The organism is Haliscomenobacter sp. (assembly GCF_965225875.1).
Classification (GTDB): domain Bacteria; phylum Bacteroidota; class Bacteroidia; order Chitinophagales; family Saprospiraceae; genus Haliscomenobacter.
Genome location: NZ_CBDDBS010000002.1, coordinates 1,465,742 through 1,485,350, shown reverse-complemented (window position 1 = coordinate 1,485,350; position 19,609 = coordinate 1,465,742). Strand labels below are relative to the sequence as shown.

Sequence of the window (19,609 nt, the reverse complement as noted above, 5' to 3'; positions counted from 1 at the left end):
AAGTGGGCTTTATAAAAAATGACTAATGACTCCTTACTGAAATATCCCAATCCTTTCCAACAAAAAATCTATCTTGACTTGGAAAAATCCATAACAAGGGATATCCTTTATCCACAATTTTTGGTAATGAAACAGATTTTGATTGTTGTCACTTGTCTGCTCGGCTTACAGCTGAGCCTTTGGGCGCAGCATCGCCCTACCCTGCTCAATGAACCGCTCGACCTCAGCGGCGATTTTCGAGATTACACCAACACCTACTTTTTAGCCGACAGCCTCGCCGCCTTCGATCCCGCCACCGGCCAGGGCCAGCTCAAATGGCGGCGCAATGAATACTATCCAGCGCATGCCTTCAACAACACCCAGGCCGGGCTTCGCAGAGTGCGGGGCAATGAATTCCCGGGCATAGAGTACGCAGTGGACCCGGTGCTGCCCTTTAGTGTAGAGTTTGTCTCGCCACGTGCGGTGCGGATTCGGGCCAATACGGGGCAGGCTGCCCCTGCGGGGGAACCTTCGCTGATGTTGGTCAAGGAGCCGAACAAAGACAACTCCTGGCAGTACAGCAAAATCTCCAATGGGCACCAGTACAAAAGCGCCTTTGGTACCGTAATCATCACCCAAAACCCCTGGACCATTGAATTCCGGGATGCCAGTGGCAAATTATTGACCAAAACCTGGCACCAGAGCAACAGCCGTTCTTTTACGCCGATCCTGCCTTTTTCTTTTGTTCGTCGGGCGGGGGATTATTCCCGGAGTGTCAGTGCTGCATTTGCCCTGTCGCCCGATGAAAAAATCTACGGCTGTGGAGAGTCTTTCACCAGTTTGAACAAATATGGCCAAAAGGTCAACCTGTTTACTACTGATCCCAATGGTGTGGAGAATGCTGGGATGTACAAACCCATTCCTTTTTTCATGAGCAGCCGGGGTTATGGGATGTTTATGCATACCTCCTCACCAGTCACCTGTGATTTTGGCGCCACTTACGGCGCGGTAACCAACCTGATGATCGGGGACGAAAACCTGGACTTGTTTGTGTTTTTAGGCGAACCTAAAGACATCCTGGACGAATACACCAACCTTACGGGCAAGGCCAGTATGCCCCCTCTGTGGTCATTTGGGTTGTGGATGAGCCGAATCACCTACTTCTCCGAAGCGGATGGTCGGAATGTGGCCAATCTCCTGCGGAAAAACGGCATTCCTTCGGATGTGATTCACTTTGATACGGGCTGGTTCGGCACCGATTGGCGTTGTGACTACCAGTTTGCGAAGGATCGTTTTCCTGACCCACAAAAAATGATCAGCGACCTGAAAGCCCAGGGTTTCCGTACCTGTCTTTGGCAATTACCTTATTTTGTACCCAAAAATGACCTATTCCCGGAAATCATTGCCAAGGGATTGCATGTAAAAAATCCCAAGGGTGGAGTACCTTATGAGGATGCAGTACTCGATTTCACCAATCCCAACGCCGTACAATGGTATCAGGATAAAATTGGCAATTTGTTGAAACTCGGGGTCTCGGTCATCAAGGTTGACTTCGGTGAAGCCGCCCCATTAAATGGCATCTACGCCAATGGTCGCAGCGGCTTCTACGAGCACAACCTCTATCCATTGCGCTACAACAAAACCGTAGCCGACATCACCAAACAAATTACTGGCGATCACATCATCTGGGCACGGAGCACCTGGGCGGGCAGCCAGCGTTATCCGCTGCATTGGGGTGGCGACGCGGAATGCTCTGACATGGGCATGGAGGCTCAACTGCGCGGAGGTTTGTCACTCGGCTTGTCTGGTTTTACTTTTTGGAGTCACGATGCAGGGGGCTTTACGACCCGCACTCCGGAGGAGTTGTACCGCCGTTGGGCACCATTTAGTCTGTTTAGCTCCCATTCCCGCTGCCATGGCCAGGCACCCAAAGAGCCCTGGGAGTTCAGCGAAAGTTTTTTGAACCATTTCCGCAATGCTACCGAAACCCGCTACCGGCTGATGCCCTACATTTATGCTCAAGCCAAGGCTTCAAGTGAAAAAGGTCTGCCGATGTTGCGCGCTCTTTTTGTGGAATTTCCCCAGGACCCCGGTTCTTGGCTCATCGAAAATGAGTACCTACTGGGTTCGGATATGTTGGTTGCGCCCCTTTTTGAAACAGGTTCCACCCAACGCAACGTTTACCTGCCGCAGGGCAAATGGATCGACTACCAAACGGGCAAAGTGTACAACGGAGGCTGGCATGTGATTGATGGTGGCAATTTGTCTCTGGTGGTGATGATTCGCGATGGCGCGGTGATTCCCCATGCGGAATTGGCGCAAAGCACAGATCAAATTGATTGGTCAAAAATTACGCTGCAAGCCTATACCAGCACTGGTGCAGCCAAAGGCAAGGTTTGTTTACCTGCAGAAAATGTGTTGCAAGAAGTCAATGTGACGCTGAAAAATGGCAAGGGAACTTTGCTGAAAGATCCTTATGCGGGGAAAATCAAGTGGATGATTAAATGATTTGGGGATAGGATAAAATCGTGGCAACGCAAAAAAAGGAGATGCCCTGGATTGTAGAGACGCACGACTGTGCGTCTCCGGGTTTTGCGAGATTATGGAGACGCACGGCCGTGCGTCTCTACAGTGCGTTGCCTCGATTTTTCTCTTAATATCAAAACCTCCAATCCAGCCCTACCCACACACTCCTGCCCACGCCATCAATCCCCGATCCATGTGTACGATAAGCCTCGTTGAACAAGTTGTTGAGTCCTGCTTGTAACTCCACCTGCTTGAATTGATATGCACTACGTAGGTTCAGCACATTCCAGCCTGGTGTGCCTCCCTTTGGAATGCGGGGATCAGACTTGTCGCCACTTGCCAAACGATCTTGTTTACTAGCGTACAGCCACTCAATGCTGTTGAACCATTGCTTGAGTGGCTGATACCTCAAACCCAAGCGACCATTGAGCGGAGGAATGCGGCGCATCGGTTCATTGGCCGTCGTGTTTTGCCCAAAAGTGTAGGTCAGGCTGCCTTGCAGGTTCAAAACTTTGAGCAAGGCCCAAGCAAAATCAATTTCCGTACCTCGAATAAAAGACTCCGCCGCGTTTTCCTTTTTGTACACATCATTACCCTCGTAGGTGGGAGACCCTTCAAAAGTGCTGCGCACCCGCGTTACTAGATCGCTCAAAGCAGTATAAAACCCGGACACATTTGCCTGAAACTTGTTGGAGCTGTACTTGTAGTTCAACTCGTAGGTGGTGGTTTTTTCTGGTGAAAGATCGTAGCTCGGTACCTCAATCCCAAAATCAAAACGACCAAAACTGGTCATGTCGTTGATGTTGGGTGCGCGGAAACCAGAGTAGATGCCCCCGGAAATGGCGTGGTTTTGGCCAGCTTGATACCGCAAAAGCGCATGCGCCACCAGGGCATCGGGGGTGATCTCGGTATCGCCAAAAGTAGCGTCTTTTATGGCCAAACGCACCTGATTGTAGCGCAAGCCCAGGTTCAAAGTCCAAGCCTTCCAGCTCAATTGATGGGCGGTGAAAGCTGCTGTGTTGGTCGCATTGGTTCCTGCTGGATAGAGGCCCCGGCGTGGGGTGACGGCCCCCGTTTCGGTATTGGTATTGGTGCCACCACTGCTCACTTTGTCGTCGTAAAGCTCCAGTCCGGAAGTGATTTTCCAAAAAGACAGGGGCTGGGCGTGCCATTCCAGCACATAGCCGAGGGTGCGGATTTCATCCAGTTCATTGCTACGGGTGACGGTGTTGTTGCGCTGAAAAATGCGGCCTTCTTCGGCAAATTGCCAGGAAGCAGTAATGGTCAGGTTTTGTAGCCAGGGGGATTGCCCTTCCCAGGCCAGGCGAGCGTAGGCCATTTGACGGGTTTGGGGCTCAAACTGGGCCAGCTTTGCAACTGTCACATACTGATCGTAACGTTCTACTTCGGATTGAAAAAGACCATTGTAAGCCAGGGTGAATTTGGCGCGATTGCTGAGTTTAAAAACTGCTTTGGCATCGGCGGCCCGCTCACGGTAGCTGGAAGGGCCTTCTTTGCCCAAGCCTTTTCCGGCATAGTGGTCGCCAAAATTGCGCAGGCTGGTACCTGCCCGGAAGGCCACATTTTTATTGGCGGCTTTTAATTCAGCATGTATGGTTTGTTCCATGTCCCTATCCAGGTAGCGCCCCAACAGTCGGCCACCGAACTGCCATCCTTCTGCAGAAAATTGCGGCGTCGCCGTCAAGACCTGGATGGCACCACCCATTGCATCACTACCGTACAAGACCGAACCAGCCCCGCGCACCACCTCAATTTGTTCCACACTGAATACGTCAATGGTGTTGAAATACTGGTTGGGGCCAAAGCGGTAAATGGAGTTGTTGAGCCGCAGGCCATCCATGAGCAACAGCGTCTGGTTACCAGTTAGCCCCCGTACAAATGGGGAGCCGCCTCCGTGGTTGGTTTTTTGTACAAAAACTCCGGTCAGACCCATCAATGCTTCGGGCGTACTGCGGGCCCCATTGTGGATGATGTCGCTGGATTTCAATACACTGATGGCCTCCGAACTGCTGAAGCTTTGGTTCAAACTGCGTTGTGCGGTGATGACCAGGTTGTTTTGGATGAGGGTGGCTTCGGCATCGAGGTAAAGGGTATCGAGCAGCATATCGGCCCCGTTGAGGCTGATGCTTTGTTCTTTTTCAGCATACCCCAGCATGGATACGAGCAAGGTATAAGTGCCCTCTTGTGCTGGTGCGTAAAGGGTGAAGCTGCCTTGGGCATTGCTGGCGGTACCGCGTTGGGTGCCTTTGAGCCAGAGGTTGGTGCCGGAGAGTGGCGCTTTGGTTTTGGCGTCAAGCACTACGCCTTGGATGTTTTGGGCCCAAAGCGGAGCTTGCCATAAAAGGAAAAGGAGGACAAGAATCGGCTTATTCATACTGTTGATGTTATTCTTGTTTTTTCAAAAAATCTTCCACATTGTCCAACTTGGGCGACTCGATGACTGCCTTCCAGTCAAATTTGGCGTCCATCGGTGTCAAGGCTTTTTGTGGATCAAAAATTTTGGGATTGACTGGGAAGGCCTTGTACGGCGTGAAATCAGGTTGATTGGTGAATAAATCCGCCAAATCACTCGCCGCCGCATCGTACTGGTTCAGGTACGGAATGCCCAGGATGTTCCAGAAGGTTTTAAAAATACTACCAAAGCTGTAATGCTGGTGCCCCACGTAGTTGCGGCGAGCATAGGGTGAAATGACCATTAGGATACTGCGGTGCGCATCTACGTGATCCTGACCATCCTGCGCGTCGTCTTCGGTGACCACGATGGCCATGTTTTTCCAATAAGGGGTGTTGGATAAAAATTCCACAATGCGCCCCAGGGCCAGGTCATTGTCAGCCACATAACTCGACTTGAAAGGGTAACCCGCGTGGGGCCTTTCACCGGCGGTGTGGTCGTTGGGTAGGATGATGGTGAGCACTTCAGGCAGGGTTTTGCCGGGACCCAGATACCTTTCATTGAACTCGTCCATAAAGGTTTTGGCGCGAAACTGGTCAGGGATGGCCATGTTGTAAGTAGCATACCTGCGCGAAGAGCGATCGAACAAGGGGCCGGGAACGGGGTAGTTGACCAGGTATTTTAAGCCTACATATTTCATGGTAGAATCGTCGATGCCGCCAGCGAGTTCGACGCCGAAACCGAAATTGAAAAAATCTTTTTTGTTGCGTTCCAGGTGATCCCACATGGAGCCCGCTTCGTTGTAATCTTCGGGATAAATGGCTCCGGAAGAGCCGTAGAGCAAGAGATTACCTGGCGCTTTGCTGTTGCCGCGCATGCTGCGTTTGCCGCCGTAGGATGCAGTAACTCCTGTTTCTACCCATTCGTTGGGGTACGTGTTGACTAGCCAGCGGTGGCCGTCGGCAGAGTGATCGGAATCGACATAAAAATTGTCGCTGATGGCAAAACGTTCGGCCAAGGCGAGGTGGTTGACGGCGATGGTGGCATTCAAAACACTATCGGTATGGCGGCGGTTGACGACCTTTTGATTGGCACCAAAACGGGCCATAGTGGGGTCCCCCCGAACACCTTTGACTTGGGCAAAAACTTCGTCAAAAGTTCGATTCTCCTTGGAAATGAATACGATGTATTTAATTGGGCTTTCTTTTTGGCCCATAAAAAGGGGCACTGGGTTGTTTTTGCGCCAGCTAAACTGAGGGTCATTGGCGGGTGCAAAGGAGTAGTTTTGGCGAATCACCTCGGCGGTATGCGCTTTTAGTTGTTCGGCATTGGGCATGTCCACAACGCTAAACAAACCCTTCATCAAACCACCAACGTAATGGCCTTCGGGGCCATCTTTCCAATCTTTGCCTCCGTTGGGGCCACTGCCATATCCTTTGGCGGAGGTGACCAACAATTTTTTACCATCCGGTGTAACCGCCACTTTGGACGGAAACCAACCCGTAGGTATATGCCCCAGTACTTCCAATTTTTCGGCATCAATCACACCTACAGCATTGACACCTGATTCGGCCACAAAAAGCTGCTTGCGGTCGGGCGAAAGCGCCAAACCAAATGGAATAACGCCCCGGAAACCGCCCAGGCGCGTATCCGGTTTCAGGAAAATGTTTTTGACCACGGTATCTTTGACGAAGTCGATTACCGAAATACAATCGTTGTTGCCATTGGAAACAAAGACGTAACGATCGGAAGCCACCAGAGAGTTGGGGCTGGCACCACCCACTGCAGGGATACCTTCCACCAAATCGCCGACCAGGAATCCGGTTTTGATTTTTTTACTGACTTTGGGGCGTTCGCCCAAATTGTATTTCCAAACCGAAAACCCTTCGGGAGTATTGGGGTCGCCCAGTCCAGGTACGTCCAGTTTGCCTTTTTTGTAACCGTCCCGCATCTCAGGGGTATTGTAACCCGAGGTGACAAATTCAGCTCCGGTACCCTTGAGGTCTTTAGGGTCGAGGTTTTTCAGCGGTTTGTATTCAAAAATACCCACGTTGGCTATGTACAGATTGCGGCCATCAGGCGAGAGGGTGATGCCAAAGGGATAACGCCCGGTGGGGACGTTGTGCAGAAGCTTGAGGGTTTGGGCATCGATGACCAGTAGGCGGAAACCAATTTGATCGACTGCATACAGGCGGGTGCCGTCTTTGGAGAGGATTATGTCGCCAATGTAGCCGTGGGTATAGTCGCGCTCGCCGTCCACCACACCACATTTCAGAGAATCGACTTTTTTCCCGTTTTCCAGGTCAAACTTGAAAATTTTGTTGGATTGTCCACCGGCTACAAAAACGTGACGGTTGTCGGGCGTGATGGCGAGACCCATGAATACGGATTCCAGAATGCCGACCTGGTTGTTGGCGCCTTCAGGGATTTGGCGCACTGTGGGTTGGCCATTGCCATCAAAATTGCGGATGACGCTGATGGAAAATGGGGCATTGCCAGAGTTGGCGGTCACGGCTACTTTGCCATCGGGCGAAAGCACCAGGCCGTAAGGGTGAGGAGCAGTGAGTATACTTTTGCCCGCGGGCCGGATGATGCGACCATTGGGAATGATGCTTTCGCCAGCAGCATTGATCTGGCAATATTGGGCTCCTGCAGGTGCCTGGGCAATCCAGGGCGTTTTGGGCGCACAGGCTGTAATGATGAGCCCAAAGAACAGGTAGCTCAGGGTAGGTAAGTGTTTGAACATGACGCTGAATGGTTTTATTCAGCGTGAAGTTAAGGGTTTTGGGGTAGGGGAGGTGAGTGGAGGAAAAAATTGATATTGGGGTGATGTTGGGTTAACAAGAATGTTGGAGTATGTTCGTTTTTTAAAAAACATTCCCAACACCCGATGAAAAGAAGAATTTTCCTTAAAGGATTAGCCCGACTAACTGGCCTCGGTGCCCTCACTGGCTTGTATACCTGGCAGATTGAACCCTTTTGGTTGGAATTTGTCAAAAGAGATTTGCCCATTCAACATTTACCCACTGAGTTGGAAGGTTTGACCCTGATGCAAATCAGTGACATTCACGTTGGCAATCGTTTTGACTGGCATTTTATCATCAATTCCTTTGAAAAAGCGCGGCGCTTTGAGCCCGATTTTGTGGTGTATACGGGCGATTACATTAGCTACAAAGATGCGCAGCAGTTTGAACAACTGGAAGAGGTATTGCGCCATACTGTCAAGGGCAAACTGGGCACTATCGGTATTTTGGGTAACCACGATTATGGGATAGATTGGGCACAAAATGAGGTGGCGGCCAAAGTAGTACAGTTATTGGAACAAGCAGGAGTTCAAGTGCTTCGAAATGCACAAACTGCCATCAAAGGGCTCAATTTTATCGGTTTCGATGATTATTGGGCCACCAATTTTCAGCCAGAGAAAGTGATGCAGCATTACCAGCCCGACCAAGCTAATTTACTGCTGTGCCATAACCCTGATGTGTGCGACCTGAATGTTTGGAATGGATACCAGGGCTGGATTTTATCGGGCCATACGCATGGAGGGCAGTGCAAAGCTCCATTTTTAACTCCTCCGATGTTGCCGGTAAAGAACAAGCGATACACCTCGGGGGAAATTGATCTCGAAGATGGACGTCGGCTATACATCAACCGGGCATTGGGGCATTTGTGGCAGGTACGGTTTATGGTGAGGCCGGAGATTACGGTTTTTACCTTGAAGAGAGGGTAGTTGTCCAGGTCGAAAGGGCTGCACCCTTTCTTGATGTTATGCCGCCCTTTCAGGGCTTGTCTACGAAAAGCGAGGATCATTCTTCTTTTTTGTGCACCAATTGTTTGCCATCCCAGGTCCAGATCGTTGTAGTGATGGTTTCTACACTATTCCCTATTTCATCTTCTTGTCCTTTGATGACTTTTTTGACAACCCAGCCCTCTTCTTGTTTGCCTCCTTTTTCCTCAGGGAAAATAAAGTCAATTTCATCCCAGCTTTGACCGACATTTATTGTACCGCCTTCAAATCCAATATAAGCAAGGGTTTTGCCATCCCATAAAAAAACACTGAATCCCGTCCAGTGCAAACAAGCTGGCATGTAATTGTATACTCGGATAACGTTGCTGATGTTTGGTACACCTTTGTTTCCAAGCACCTCAAAACCGAATTCATGACCATCTTCAGCATTACTTTTGTACTCCTTTGTCGCCAGCAGTGCTCCCTGTTTTACAATGCGAACTTCCTGGTAGTATACTCCATTTTCAATCCGGGTCAGACCCAATAAAAACTCAAAACCATCTCTTGCTATCCGATCCAGTGCCAATAAACCCGACCAAATGTAGCCCTGCTGGCTTTTCCCGTTTTGTAAAAACTGCACCTTCACCCAAGGCACTTCGATGCCTTTTTGGGCTAGTTTATCCCCGGCTACATCCAGGATTTTCAAGGTTGTACCTGCCTTGATTTGAGTTAGCACTTTACCTGTAGTGTTGGGCGCATCCCGGACGTTGATGTTGTCGCCAAAAGCGTAGGCCGTTTTGTTGGTTTCGATTTGAAAATACGCGTGGGTTTCGATATCCTGCGCGGATAGGGTAGTGCCCAAACTAAAGATCAAGCTCAAAAGAGTAAGTGTTCTATACATGGATTGAGTTTTATTTTTACAAAAACGACTGTGTTCAAAAAATTGGTGCGTAGCCTGTTGAATCAAGATAAATAAAAAGAAATGACAATTGAAATTGGCAGTTTTTGTATTTTACCTTCATTCCTTAGAGATGCAATGTTAGCGTCTCGTAACCAAATAACCCTCAATTATGCGCAAAAGCACTGTATCTCAACTATTACTGCTTGGATTGTTGGCCTTCAATCTGGCTTGTTCCCAAAACACTCAAATCATACCCAGTGATGAAGTCGCGGGTGAAATTTCGGGAAAAGCGCCAAAAGTAGTGACTTACCTGACCGGAAATGCTGCCGACGTGACCCCTACACCTACCCCTGGTCTGGTACTGATGGGGGGAAGCACCGATGTAGACGCTGCCATTGCCTGGTTATTGAACCGCAGTGGTGGCGGAGATATAGTGGTTATTCGTTCATCTGGGGCGGACGGTTACAACCAGTACATGTTTGACATGGTACCGGTCAACTCTGTGGAAACCATCATCATCGATAGTCGGGCAAAAGCAGATTTGGCCAGTGTGACGGACAAAATCCGGGCTGCCGAGGCGCTCTTTATTGCTGGGGGCGATCAGTGGAACTATGTGAATTATTGGAAAAACTCAGCTACCGAAACGGCAATTAACTACCTGCTGAACACCAAGGGGGCACCTGTTGGCGGTACCAGCGCGGGTTTGGCCATTTTGGGTTCCGCCTATTACAGCGCCCAAACGGGCAGTATAACTACGGCTCAAGCTTTGGCCAATCCATACAACAGCCTTTTAACACTGGGGCAAAACGACTTCCTTGCTGCTACCCACTTGCAAAATACCATTACCGACTCCCATTATACCCAACGCGACCGCCAAGGACGGCACATTGCCTTTATGGCGCGTTTGATGAAGGATTTTGCCTATACCACGGTAAAAGGAATTGGGGTAGATGAACAAACCGCAGTGTGCATCGACCAAAATGGCATTGGCAAAGTATATGGACTCAACCATGCTTACTTTTTGAAAAATGTCAACCTCGGGCCGGAAACTTGTGTAAGTGGCAGCCCTTTGACCTGGAACCGTGCCGGGCAAGCGGTACAAGCTTATAAAATTCAGGGCAGTGCGACCGGGAATGGTTCTTTTAATGCTACCAATTGGACTTTCAGTGGTGGAAATTCCTATTTTTATTACGTGAATAACGGGGTCTTGTTTTAATTCGAGGCCACGGGCTATCCAACTTCATCCATGAAAGCAAAAAATACCTTCTTGCTGTTGTTGTGTTTGATTCCTTGCGGGATAATGGCACAAATTGATAAAAAAGCGACCCCATTAACCAAACAACTCTACACGAGTTTGCAACAATTACAAGGCCGAGGCATCTTATTTGGCCATCAGGATGGACTAGCTTACGGCCTCAATCCCGATGGAAGCCGCTGGACGGGTGAATCTGGCCGTTCGGACATCAAAACACTCACTGGTGAGCATCCGGCGGTGGCAGGTTGGGATTTGGGCCACCTTGAACTGGATAGTACCAGTAATCTTGACGGGGTTCCTTTTGAGTTAATGCGCCAGCGCATCATTGAACAGCACCAGCGAGGAGGTATTTCTACCTTGAGTTGGCATCTCAATAACCCTATCGACCCGAGTAAAACAACCTGGGATAAAGTAGAATCCACAATACCCCGTATCCTTTCCGATAAAACTGCACGCAGAAATTATCAAGCTTGGCTAAGCAAGGTTGCCCAGTTTGTACAATCCCTGCGCGACCCACAATCAGGAGAACTGGTTCCGCTGATCTTTCGCCCCTACCACGAGCATACGGGCTCCTGGTTTTGGTGGGGTGCCGATCATTGTAGCCCAGAGGAATACCAGCGGTTCTGGCGGATGACCATTAACTATTTGCGCAAAAAAGAAAAAGTGCACAACCTGATTTATGCCTACTCTACCGATCGATTCAACTCCCCCGAGCATTATCTTGAACGTTACCCTGGCGATCGATTCGCTGATTTAATTGGCTTTGACATCTATCATCGCAATGCCCCATCTAGCAATGAACAGTTTGTAAAAGATACCCGCCAAATGGTCACCTGGTTAAAAGAAATGGGTAAAGAGCACCGCAAAATCACGGCAATTACGGAAACAGGGTTGGAACAAGTAACTGTCGCCAACTGGTGGACGAATGTAGTGGCACCGATTATTCAAGGTTCGGATTTGACCTATGTATTGGTTTGGCGCAATGGACGCCCCGATCACTATTATGCACCTTACCCCAGTCAGCCCTCAGCCCAAGACTTTCTGGAATTTGTGGCTTCTTTTAACATCTTATTGGAGAATAAAACTGCAGCGTTGAATCTGTTTAAAAAATAGGAAGATGTGACAGTGGAGGACCCCATAGCTCACTTTCTTTTAGCACCAAACCCCATTTGCCTGTTTGTACCAAATTCCTGCTCTTCTGGCGAACTGCGGTCCTAAAAAAGCGTTGAACGAGTATTTCACCCCTTCAACCAAAAAACAACTATGGACTTTTTCGCCAGTATGGGCCAGCCTGAATTTTGGATCAGCTTGCTTACTTTGACCGCCCTGGAAATTGTATTGGGCATCGATAATGTGATCTTTATCTCAATCATTTCCAATAAACTCCCGATAGCTGAACGCCCCAAAGCCCGCAATTGGGGTTTGATATTGGCACTTATTTTTCGCCTGGGGCTCTTGTTCACCATTACCTGGATCATTACTTTGACCAAGCCAGTCTTTCACCTTGGGTTTATACAAGACAAGACTGGGCATGCGCTGGGCATCAGTGTAAAAGACCTGATTTTGATGCTGGGAGGTCTGTTTTTGATCGCCAAAAGCACCAATGAAATGTTCCACAAACTCGAGGTCGATACTAAAGAGCATGATATTAAAGGTCGGGCCACCTTGAGTGGGGTCATCGTTCAAATCATTTTGGTCGATATGGTTTTTTCTTTTGATTCCATTCTGACAGCAGTGGGTTTGGTTAAGGAAGTTTCGGTGATGGTCATTGCTGTAATCATTTCTATGGCAGTGATGCTGGCCTTTGCTGGGCGCATTAGTAATTTTGTCAACAAGCACCCTTCCTTACAAGTGTTGGCACTTGGTTTTTTGATCATGATCGGGACGCTGCTGGTCGCCGAAGGCTTCCATCAAAAATTTGACAAAGGCTATTTGTATTTCGCCATGGCTTTCTCTTTGGTCATTGAACTGATCAATATGCGGATGCGTAAAAAACGGGAAAAGCCAATTCAGTTGCATGGACTGGGGGAAGAGGCAGTAGGGGATGGTTTGATCAAAAAACTTTGAAAATAAAAAGGGGGTAGCCCCAATGCTACCCCCTAATATTACCTGAGTAAGTATGAAAAAACAGTGCACCTCAAATGCACTGACTCTTATTGCACCGTTACATTAAACGTAGCTTCAGCATCGGTCTCCCCGGTGCCACAAGCGTTGGCATTACTTTTATCCGCTTCGTGCTTGAGGGTAACTTTGAGTGTGCCTGCTCCGGACGCTCCCGTTTTAAAGGCACTTTCGAGGCCTAAGGTTTTCCCTGCTGCGTCTTTATCACTGCTTTGTGGGCTTACCATGGCACCCGTTGCGGCATAACAGATCAGGTGATCGTTGCTTTCCGCCTTGACCTCGGTAGTGATGTCCTCGCTAGGCGATTTGGATTCATCGAGGAAAGAGACGGATAGGGTGTAATCAGTATTGGCCTTCAAATTGATGTTTTGAATCACGGGGGCCGAACCGCCATCGCCATCTTTATCCACAGCAGTAAAAGTCACAGTCTGGCCACTACCCGTAAATTTCAAAGCAATGGTGGTGATCAATTCCTGTTCATTGTCGGGCCCATTGTCATCGTCTTTTTCACAGCTTAGGAATGGGAGTACCAGCATTGCCAGGAGTGGCAATTTTAAAGCATTGATTTTCATGGTTTTTAAGATTTTATCGTCAAGTGAAATTGAAAGGCACTTTTAGGCGTAAACTCAGGTTCCGACCTGGTTCAGCGGTAAAGTAACGGAAGCGGTTCAAATACTCCCGATACTCAGTATTGAGCAAGTTGGATACTGAAATACCGAGCTCCAACCTTTGCCTGCCCCACATCAAAGTGTGAAACAACTCTGCATCCAAGCGAACAAATCCTGCCGGGGGTGGCGCGTAGTCAGTAGCAGGGGCTTGTTTTTGTTGCAGCACCCATAGCGCAGCGATGCGCACAAATGAAGGGTGATCGGCCTGTTTTTTTTCATTAAAACCCCATTTCAAACCCTGTTCAAAACGCAGAGGGGGCATGTAAATGAGGTAGTCCTCCAGTTCCCGGTTCCAACCACTCAGTAGAGATGCTTTGGATTCCAGGTGAAAAGTTTTGTAAAGGGTGAAATCTCCTGTCCAATCAATGCCCATGATTCGCGCATCAGCCTGATTGTAATCGAAAGCCGGGAATGCACCTCGAATGGTCAGTTGGGCTTCACCCCGGGGTTGCAGGTAGATGAAATTGTTGATCAGGTTGTAATAGCTGGTCAGAGCCATCGTCCAACGATCATTGCGACTGCCTTCCAGGGTGAGACTGTTGTTGAAACCCCTTTCAGCTTGCAAATCGGGATTGCCTTCTTCATAACTGGCCGAGCCATGGTGCACGCCACTGCTGTACAATTCATTCACGAGGGGTGAACGCCAGGCAGAACCCGTATTGAAACGCAATTTCCAATCATCATTCAAGGCATAAACCAGTCCCAGCGATGCCGACCAGTTTTGAAAATTGCGGTCTTCATCCAGGTTGTTGGTGCCTTGTTCGGCCACGTGCAGGTGACGTAAATCGTAGCGCAGGCCAAACTCATATTCCCATGGGCTGCCACTTTTGAAGCGACGTTCGGTCCAGTACAAGCCCCAATCAAGGTTGTCAAAATTGGGAATCAAGGCGCCGCGGTCTACCGTATTGACTTGCGATTGCGCATTGGTACCCAAGGCACCCCGCCAATTGCGGCCCAGACGGTGATCCCAATTCAGTTCTGCGGCCCAGGTGGTGATTTCAAATTCTATGTTGGGGTCGTCCAGCGTTGCTGGCAAGGGATTGAAACGACGGTGCGCATCAAATTCCTGACGGCGATTGAACTGGCGACTTACCTGCAAAGAAAGTTTGTCGGTTTCCGAAAGCGCGTGCGCTAGCTTCACCCGAAAAGTTTCGTGCATGACCTTTTGCAGGGGGCGCCCCAGCTCGTAGCTGAATGCTCCATCTTGTAGCGGTCTGCCCCGTTCAATGGCATTGTTTAAGTCGGTTAAGTTGCCGATATGTGAGTCGCGCAAGATGCCCAATTGGGTGAAAAAGCGGGAATAGAAAGTTTCTACAACCCAATGTTCTGGCTGGAATTTGCCGCTCCAGGAAAAATTGGATTCACTGACTCCAGTATTGTTGAGGAAATAATTGGGCGTTTGCAGGTTGCCTGCACGTTTGAGGGTACCTTGGATGCGGCCGCTCAAGGGAAGTTTGGCCAATTTCCCTTCCAACATACCCGAAGCAATGCCCCCGCGGCCATTGCTGTAACCTTGCAGGTGAGCCTCGCCGCCAATTCCCGGAGTTTGGCGGCCAGGCTTGGGTTCAAGCAGGATGATGCCTCCCAAGGCATCTGCTCCGTAGCGCACACTGGCGGCCCCCTTTACTACAGTGATGCGCTCGGCGGTGAAAGGGTCAACTTCGGGAGCATGTTCGTTGCCCCATTGTTGGCCTTCCAGGCGGACGCCGTTGTTAAAAATCAGGATGCGGTTGCTGTGCAAACCTTGGATGACGGGTTTGCTGATGGTTGCGCCCGTGTTGAGGGTGCTGACCCCGCTGAGGCGTTTGAGGCTTTCGCCCAAACCCATGCCCCGGCCAGCGTCTAATTCCACTCCACTGAGCTCGGAACTGGTTTGGGTGCCCGCTTTTTTGCTACTGCTGCCCGTTACAACCAGGTTTTCCAGGGTAACCGCGTTTTCTTTCATGGCAATGTCGAGTACGGCATTGCGTTGGAGTGCGAGTTTTTGCTCGGCGTGGTCGCAGCCGATATGGCTACAAATAATGGTGTATTCTCCGGGGCAAATCCGGTCGATCAGGTAATGGCCATGCTCGTCACTTTGTACGCCTTGCTGGGTTTCTTTGATGATGATGCCCGCATAAGGCATGGGTAAACCGGTGTCAGCATTTAATACCTGGCCGCGTAGACTCAAATTACAGTCTTGGGCCAACAACTGGGTGGTTAAACCCAGGCCTAGCCATAGTACTGCCCAAAAGGATGTCCATCTTTTTTCCATACGTTTCTCTCAAAGCCAAAACAAAGATAAAATCTTTTTGCAACAATGTTTCATTTGTGGGTGTTTATTTTTTGTGTTGATTTTTTGAAACAATGGCAGATGGAGAGAAACGCTCAGATGGGAATGTAGAGACGCACGGCCGTGCGTCTCTTGGTTTGATACCAACCATAAAGATCCATAGACACAAAGACGCACGGCCGCGCGTTTCTACCTACACATGCATCCTGGCAAAAATCAAGCCAGCAATTGCCCCCTGAAAAAAGCCATACAGCAACCAGGTGCCAATCACCGTCAGGGATACGTCAATTGCACTGAACAACAAAACCATGATGGGCAGGGTGGAAATGATGAGGTACACAAACCCAAATTCCAGACCTCGAGCCAGCAGGTTGCCTACAAAAATGTCCTTAAAACGGTTCCAAAACCAGGCCAGGGCAAAAGCCAACACGATCGGGTGCAAAAAATAAAATGCATTGCGGAAAGGATCGTTGACAAATACCGGATTGAAATATTCAAAAGTGACCGAGAGCAGCAAAACTGGCATCAACTTCAGGCATAAAAAAGCAAATGCCAACAATACCAAACTGGCCACCAGGCCCGAGGTGAGGACTTTTTTCATGTAATGTTAATTTTGATGAGCAAATGAAATGTAGCCTGAAAGTAGTTGGCTTCTGTGGATCGAGCTATGATATTGATCAATCGAGCAGATCGTTTTAATCAGCCCGTAAGTAGAAGATTTTCAAACCAACAACACCAACAAAATTCCCCAGCCATTCAAAAACTACCGTAACTTTGCATCCAAATACAAATAAAGTGGCCAGCAACGCTCAACATTTGTTAAAATCTCATCAATTGCGCCTCACCGATATGCGCGTGAAGGTCTTGGATTTGTTTATGTCGCGGGCACAAGCACTCTCTCAAAACGACCTGGAGCAAGAATTGGGCAAGGTCGATCGCATTACGCTTTACCGCACTTTGCGCACTTTTGAAGAACAGGGCCTGATCCACAAGGCAATGGACGGTACCGACAAACAAAAATATGCCCTGTGTCAGCACGATTGCGGCCAAGGGACGCACCATGATCATCACGCTCACTTTCATTGTGATACTTGTGGTAAGACGGTTTGTGTGGAGGAAATAGCCGCACCGGTGATTACACCACCAGCAGGGTTTGCGGTGTCGGAGACCCATTTGGTGATTCGGGGGCGCTGTGATGGGTGCCAGTAAGCCTCTTTATTGAGTGCTTCTTAAGTGCCTTCGGTTACTTAGGTGGTGAAAAAATGACCTTGCTGCCAGGGCGTTTTTTACCACCTAAAGAACCAAAGACACTTAAGGAACAGTTCAGTTGATTTTATTCCAATTATTGTGATAACTGTGGCGTAGGTAAGTTTTGCAGAGAAGCTGTTCCAATCGTATACTCGCCCCATTGGGTTAACGCCACTGGATTTTTGCTCGACTCTATCACCTGGTATTTGATTTTCGATATCCTGGCCGGAAGGTTGAGGATAAAGCGGAGTTCTCCTTGTGGCCTTAGTTCAGCAATCAATTGATCGGTTCCTGCATCTTTGACCTGTAAAATCATTTCCCTCCGTTTAAATCCCGTCAAATTTTGCCCAATGCTGCCAAGTGGAAGCAGCAAAATTTTTCGCTTTTCAGCTTTGCTGATGGCTGGTAATGCCATGCTGTACAACTCAGATTCATCGTTTTTTGATAGTTCGATGGTGCTGAAAAAAGCCCGACTATTGTCCGGGGCAATACTCAGCCAGTGCTTTTCGTCGCCAAGGGTATTGACCTCCTTACCGAGGTTTTTCGGAACGGCCCAATTGGTGTAATCTGATTTGGGAAACTTGCTCGGGTCGAAGGAGATTCCAGATTTAGCCATCATTTCCACATCGCTGTTTCCATCGAGAGGTTTGCTGAAAAACAGATCCCCCTGGCCCAGGCTTGGCCAACGGTCGGCGATAAAATACAAATTGCTATCTGGTCCAAAACAGGGATTACGCTCCTCGCCACCCTCAACCATCAAAGTTGTTATGGCCTTTGGATTGCTCCAGCCAGAACGACTATCCCCTTTGAACATGCGGTAGAGGTGGATAAAAGGTGGCTCCAACTCGTGGGCTTGTTTTTTATTGCCAGAACCTTCAAAGACTAAACAACGCCCATCGGATGACAAGGTAGCTCGCCCCACCCAGGGAAATTCATTCACGGTAAGCGGCAAACCAAAAGGCTTTTGCCAATCGGTAGCACCAAAGGTACTCATCATTAGTTTTCCACCTTGGGCCAGCAAAAACTCGCGCCCATCGCGGGTGATGCTGTAAGGCAAGTCGTCGCGCTCACTGCTGAGCATGTCCACCTTTTGCGGAGCAGACCAGAGGCCCTTGAGCGAGTCGAAATGACAAATGAACACATCAAGGCCTGTGGGGCCATTTTCCAAAGCCATATAAAGACTCTGCCCATCTGGGGAAAATACCGGGGCCAATTCCTCGCGCCCCTGCTGGCTTAAACTCGGTAGTAATTCAATGCTAAATCCATCCGCCGGGCGTTGAAAAATCTCCAGCGCGGTTTTGAACCATTCATTTTTGGAAATGTAAAAAGAATAACGTTTGTCGCAGTCGGGAGGCGTGACATCGGGGTAAAGTTTCTGTGCAGTTTGTAAAAGTTGAATGGCTTTGTCCCACACGCCCCGCCGTTGATAAGAAGCCAGAGCGGTACGAAAAAGGTCATAACCCCGTTTGGAAGGGGCGGTCAGATTCAGGTAGCGCAATAGGTTGGCATCATAGGTAGGCAGGCGTTTGCCGGTACGCAATTGTTTGGTGAGTTCCCAGCCCAGGCGCAATTCGGCCAACTGAGCCCATTCCGTAGGTGCATAATCAAGGCTGTCAAGCAGCAAACCGCCATTGCTCAGGCGTTCGATGTGCAGGTCGATCCAATCGTCGAGGATGAAGTATGGGTAGGTACGCAGGTAATTGAGTGCAAGTTGGATGCTGTCTTGGCGCAAAACTTCAACGGCTTCCTTGGACCAGCAGGCTTCAGAAAACCAATGCCCGGGTTGCTCCTTGACAAAGGTGCTCAAATTGCGGTAGGTGTGTTCTTTGACAAAGGCGTCAAGAATAAAGGAATACACGTGATCGGGATAACGACTACCCCGTTGAGCCAGAAGGTCGTGATGATGGTTGTACAAGGCGTCCAAAAGGGCATAGTTGGCCGTCCGCAGGGAGCGGAGATGCCAAGTGACCATGCGTGCTCGTAAATCTTCGCGTTGTTGAAAAATGGCTACTGATGGGGTGTCTACAAAAACGGCCAGGTGTTTTTCAAAGTTAAGGATGCCACTACTATCGTGGTAGTGGGTGAGGGCTTTTTGCTCCAGTTCAATGCGCAAACTTTTGATGTTCAAGGTATCGAACTGGAATTTTTTGCGCAGTTTTTTGCGGGCTTTAAGGTTAAGTTGCTCCCAACGCCCAGCGTCTTCGTAAAGGGCTTCGGCCATTTTGTAGATGCTGGACAGTTCGGGTTCTTTTTCCTCAAATTCGGTTTTGATGAGGCCATAGTGGGCCAATGGCGCATATACCGGATGGGCGGCGTGTTTAGTGAAAGCCGTTCGGGCAGCAGCGTAATTGGATTTGGCCAAATACTTAAAGCCTTTTTTGACCTGAGCGAAGCCAAATTGAGTGAAACTCAGGAGTAATAGCATGCAATAGATGGTCGGGCGGAGCATGTTTTTTTCGTGGCAAGATAATAAAAATGTCAATTCAAAACGTGATTTTT

The 19,609-nt window shown here is 49.1% G+C and carries 13 protein-coding genes; 6 read left to right on the top strand and 7 right to left on the bottom strand.

Features of this window, described 5'->3' with window-relative positions; genetic code table 11:
• Positions 1-126 precede the first annotated feature (126 nt).
• Positions 127-2,487, top strand: a complete 2,361-nt coding sequence (locus ACO08K_RS08775; protein WP_421796020.1) for a TIM-barrel domain-containing protein — start codon at positions 127-129, stop codon at positions 2,485-2,487.
• Between the two features lie 151 nt (positions 2,488-2,638).
• Here ACO08K_RS08775 and ACO08K_RS08770 read toward each other — a convergent pair whose 3' ends face one another.
• On the bottom strand, positions 2,639-4,900 hold the full coding sequence (locus ACO08K_RS08770) for a TonB-dependent receptor (protein WP_421796019.1): 2,262 nt from the start codon (positions 4,898-4,900) through the stop codon (positions 2,639-2,641).
• Between the two features lie 10 nt (positions 4,901-4,910).
• On the bottom strand, positions 4,911-7,664 hold the full coding sequence (locus ACO08K_RS08765; RefSeq protein WP_421796018.1) for an alkaline phosphatase family protein: 2,754 nt from the start codon (positions 7,662-7,664) through the stop codon (positions 4,911-4,913).
• Positions 7,665-7,808: 144 nt separating this feature from the next.
• On the opposite strand from ACO08K_RS08765, the gene ACO08K_RS08760 reads away from it, so the two are divergent.
• Positions 7,809-8,648 (top strand): metallophosphoesterase, encoded by an 840-nt coding sequence (locus tag ACO08K_RS08760; protein WP_421796017.1) that lies wholly within the window; start codon positions 7,809-7,811, stop codon positions 8,646-8,648.
• Positions 8,649-8,724: 76 nt separating this feature from the next.
• Here the strand turns inward: ACO08K_RS08760 and ACO08K_RS08755 are convergent, their stop codons facing one another.
• Complete coding sequence (locus ACO08K_RS08755; protein ID WP_421796016.1) at positions 8,725-9,546, bottom strand: SH3 domain-containing protein; 822 nt, start codon at positions 9,544-9,546, stop codon at positions 8,725-8,727.
• Positions 9,547-9,715: 169 nt separating this feature from the next.
• Here ACO08K_RS08755 and ACO08K_RS08750 point away from each other — a divergent pair, with 169 nt between their 5' ends.
• The 3 genes from ACO08K_RS08750 to ACO08K_RS08740 all read left to right on the top strand — a co-directional run bounded on the left by ACO08K_RS08750 (position 9,716) and on the right by ACO08K_RS08740 (position 12,868).
• The gene (locus ACO08K_RS08750) at positions 9,716-10,762 is read left to right on the top strand and encodes a cyanophycinase (RefSeq protein ID WP_421796015.1); all 1,047 of its coding nucleotides are present in this window, start codon (positions 9,716-9,718) and stop codon (positions 10,760-10,762) included.
• 30 nt (positions 10,763-10,792) lie between these two features.
• A complete protein-coding gene (locus ACO08K_RS08745) occupies positions 10,793-11,914 on the top strand; it encodes a glycoside hydrolase family 26 protein (protein ID WP_421796014.1) in 1,122 nt (373 codons plus the stop codon).
• 150 nt (positions 11,915-12,064) lie between these two features.
• Positions 12,065-12,868, top strand: coding sequence for a TerC family protein (locus ACO08K_RS08740; RefSeq protein ID WP_421796013.1), 804 nt, complete (start codon positions 12,065-12,067; stop codon positions 12,866-12,868).
• Between the two features lie 86 nt (positions 12,869-12,954).
• On the opposite strand, the gene ACO08K_RS08735 is transcribed toward ACO08K_RS08740, so the two are convergent.
• From ACO08K_RS08735 to ACO08K_RS08725, 3 genes are all read right to left on the bottom strand, one after another.
• Entirely contained in the window at positions 12,955-13,494 is a 540-nt protein-coding gene (locus ACO08K_RS08735) for a hypothetical protein (protein ID WP_421796012.1), read from the bottom strand.
• A gap of 19 nt (positions 13,495-13,513) precedes the next feature.
• Entirely contained in the window at positions 13,514-15,844 is a 2,331-nt protein-coding gene (locus ACO08K_RS08730) for a TonB-dependent receptor (protein WP_421796011.1), read from the bottom strand.
• Positions 15,845-16,055: 211 nt separating this feature from the next.
• A complete protein-coding gene (locus ACO08K_RS08725) occupies positions 16,056-16,463 on the bottom strand; it encodes a hypothetical protein (protein WP_421796010.1) in 408 nt (135 codons plus the stop codon).
• A gap of 173 nt (positions 16,464-16,636) precedes the next feature.
• Here ACO08K_RS08725 and ACO08K_RS08720 point away from each other — a divergent pair, with 173 nt between their 5' ends.
• Positions 16,637-17,071, top strand: a complete 435-nt coding sequence (locus ACO08K_RS08720) for a Fur family transcriptional regulator (RefSeq protein ID WP_421796009.1) — start codon at positions 16,637-16,639, stop codon at positions 17,069-17,071.
• A 133-nt stretch (positions 17,072-17,204) separates the two neighbouring features.
• On the opposite strand, the gene ACO08K_RS08715 is transcribed toward ACO08K_RS08720, so the two are convergent.
• A complete protein-coding gene (locus ACO08K_RS08715) occupies positions 17,205-19,559 on the bottom strand; it encodes a hypothetical protein (RefSeq protein WP_421796008.1) in 2,355 nt (784 codons plus the stop codon).
• Positions 19,560-19,609: the final 50 nt, after the last annotated feature.

Bases quoted from the DNA above. Each gene is read 5' to 3' on its own strand.
- ACO08K_RS08775 (WP_421796020.1), top strand. From the start codon at position 127: ATGAAACAGATTTTGATTGTTGTCACTTGTCTGCTCGGCTTACAGCTG.
- ACO08K_RS08770 (WP_421796019.1), bottom strand. From the start codon at position 4,900: ATGAATAAGCCGATTCTTGTCCTCCTTTTCCTTTTATGGCAAGCTCCG.
- ACO08K_RS08765 (WP_421796018.1), bottom strand. From the start codon at position 7,664: ATGTTCAAACACTTACCTACCCTGAGCTACCTGTTCTTTGGGCTCATC.
- ACO08K_RS08760 (WP_421796017.1), top strand. From the start codon at position 7,809: ATGAAAAGAAGAATTTTCCTTAAAGGATTAGCCCGACTAACTGGCCTC.
- ACO08K_RS08755 (WP_421796016.1), bottom strand. From the start codon at position 9,546: ATGTATAGAACACTTACTCTTTTGAGCTTGATCTTTAGTTTGGGCACT.
- ACO08K_RS08750 (WP_421796015.1), top strand. From the start codon at position 9,716: ATGCGCAAAAGCACTGTATCTCAACTATTACTGCTTGGATTGTTGGCC.
- ACO08K_RS08745 (WP_421796014.1), top strand. From the start codon at position 10,793: ATGAAAGCAAAAAATACCTTCTTGCTGTTGTTGTGTTTGATTCCTTGC.
- ACO08K_RS08740 (WP_421796013.1), top strand. From the start codon at position 12,065: ATGGACTTTTTCGCCAGTATGGGCCAGCCTGAATTTTGGATCAGCTTG.
- ACO08K_RS08735 (WP_421796012.1), bottom strand. From the start codon at position 13,494: ATGAAAATCAATGCTTTAAAATTGCCACTCCTGGCAATGCTGGTACTC.
- ACO08K_RS08730 (WP_421796011.1), bottom strand. From the start codon at position 15,844: ATGGAAAAAAGATGGACATCCTTTTGGGCAGTACTATGGCTAGGCCTG.
- ACO08K_RS08725 (WP_421796010.1), bottom strand. From the start codon at position 16,463: ATGAAAAAAGTCCTCACCTCGGGCCTGGTGGCCAGTTTGGTATTGTTG.
- ACO08K_RS08715 (WP_421796008.1), bottom strand. From the start codon at position 19,559: ATGCTCCGCCCGACCATCTATTGCATGCTATTACTCCTGAGTTTCACT.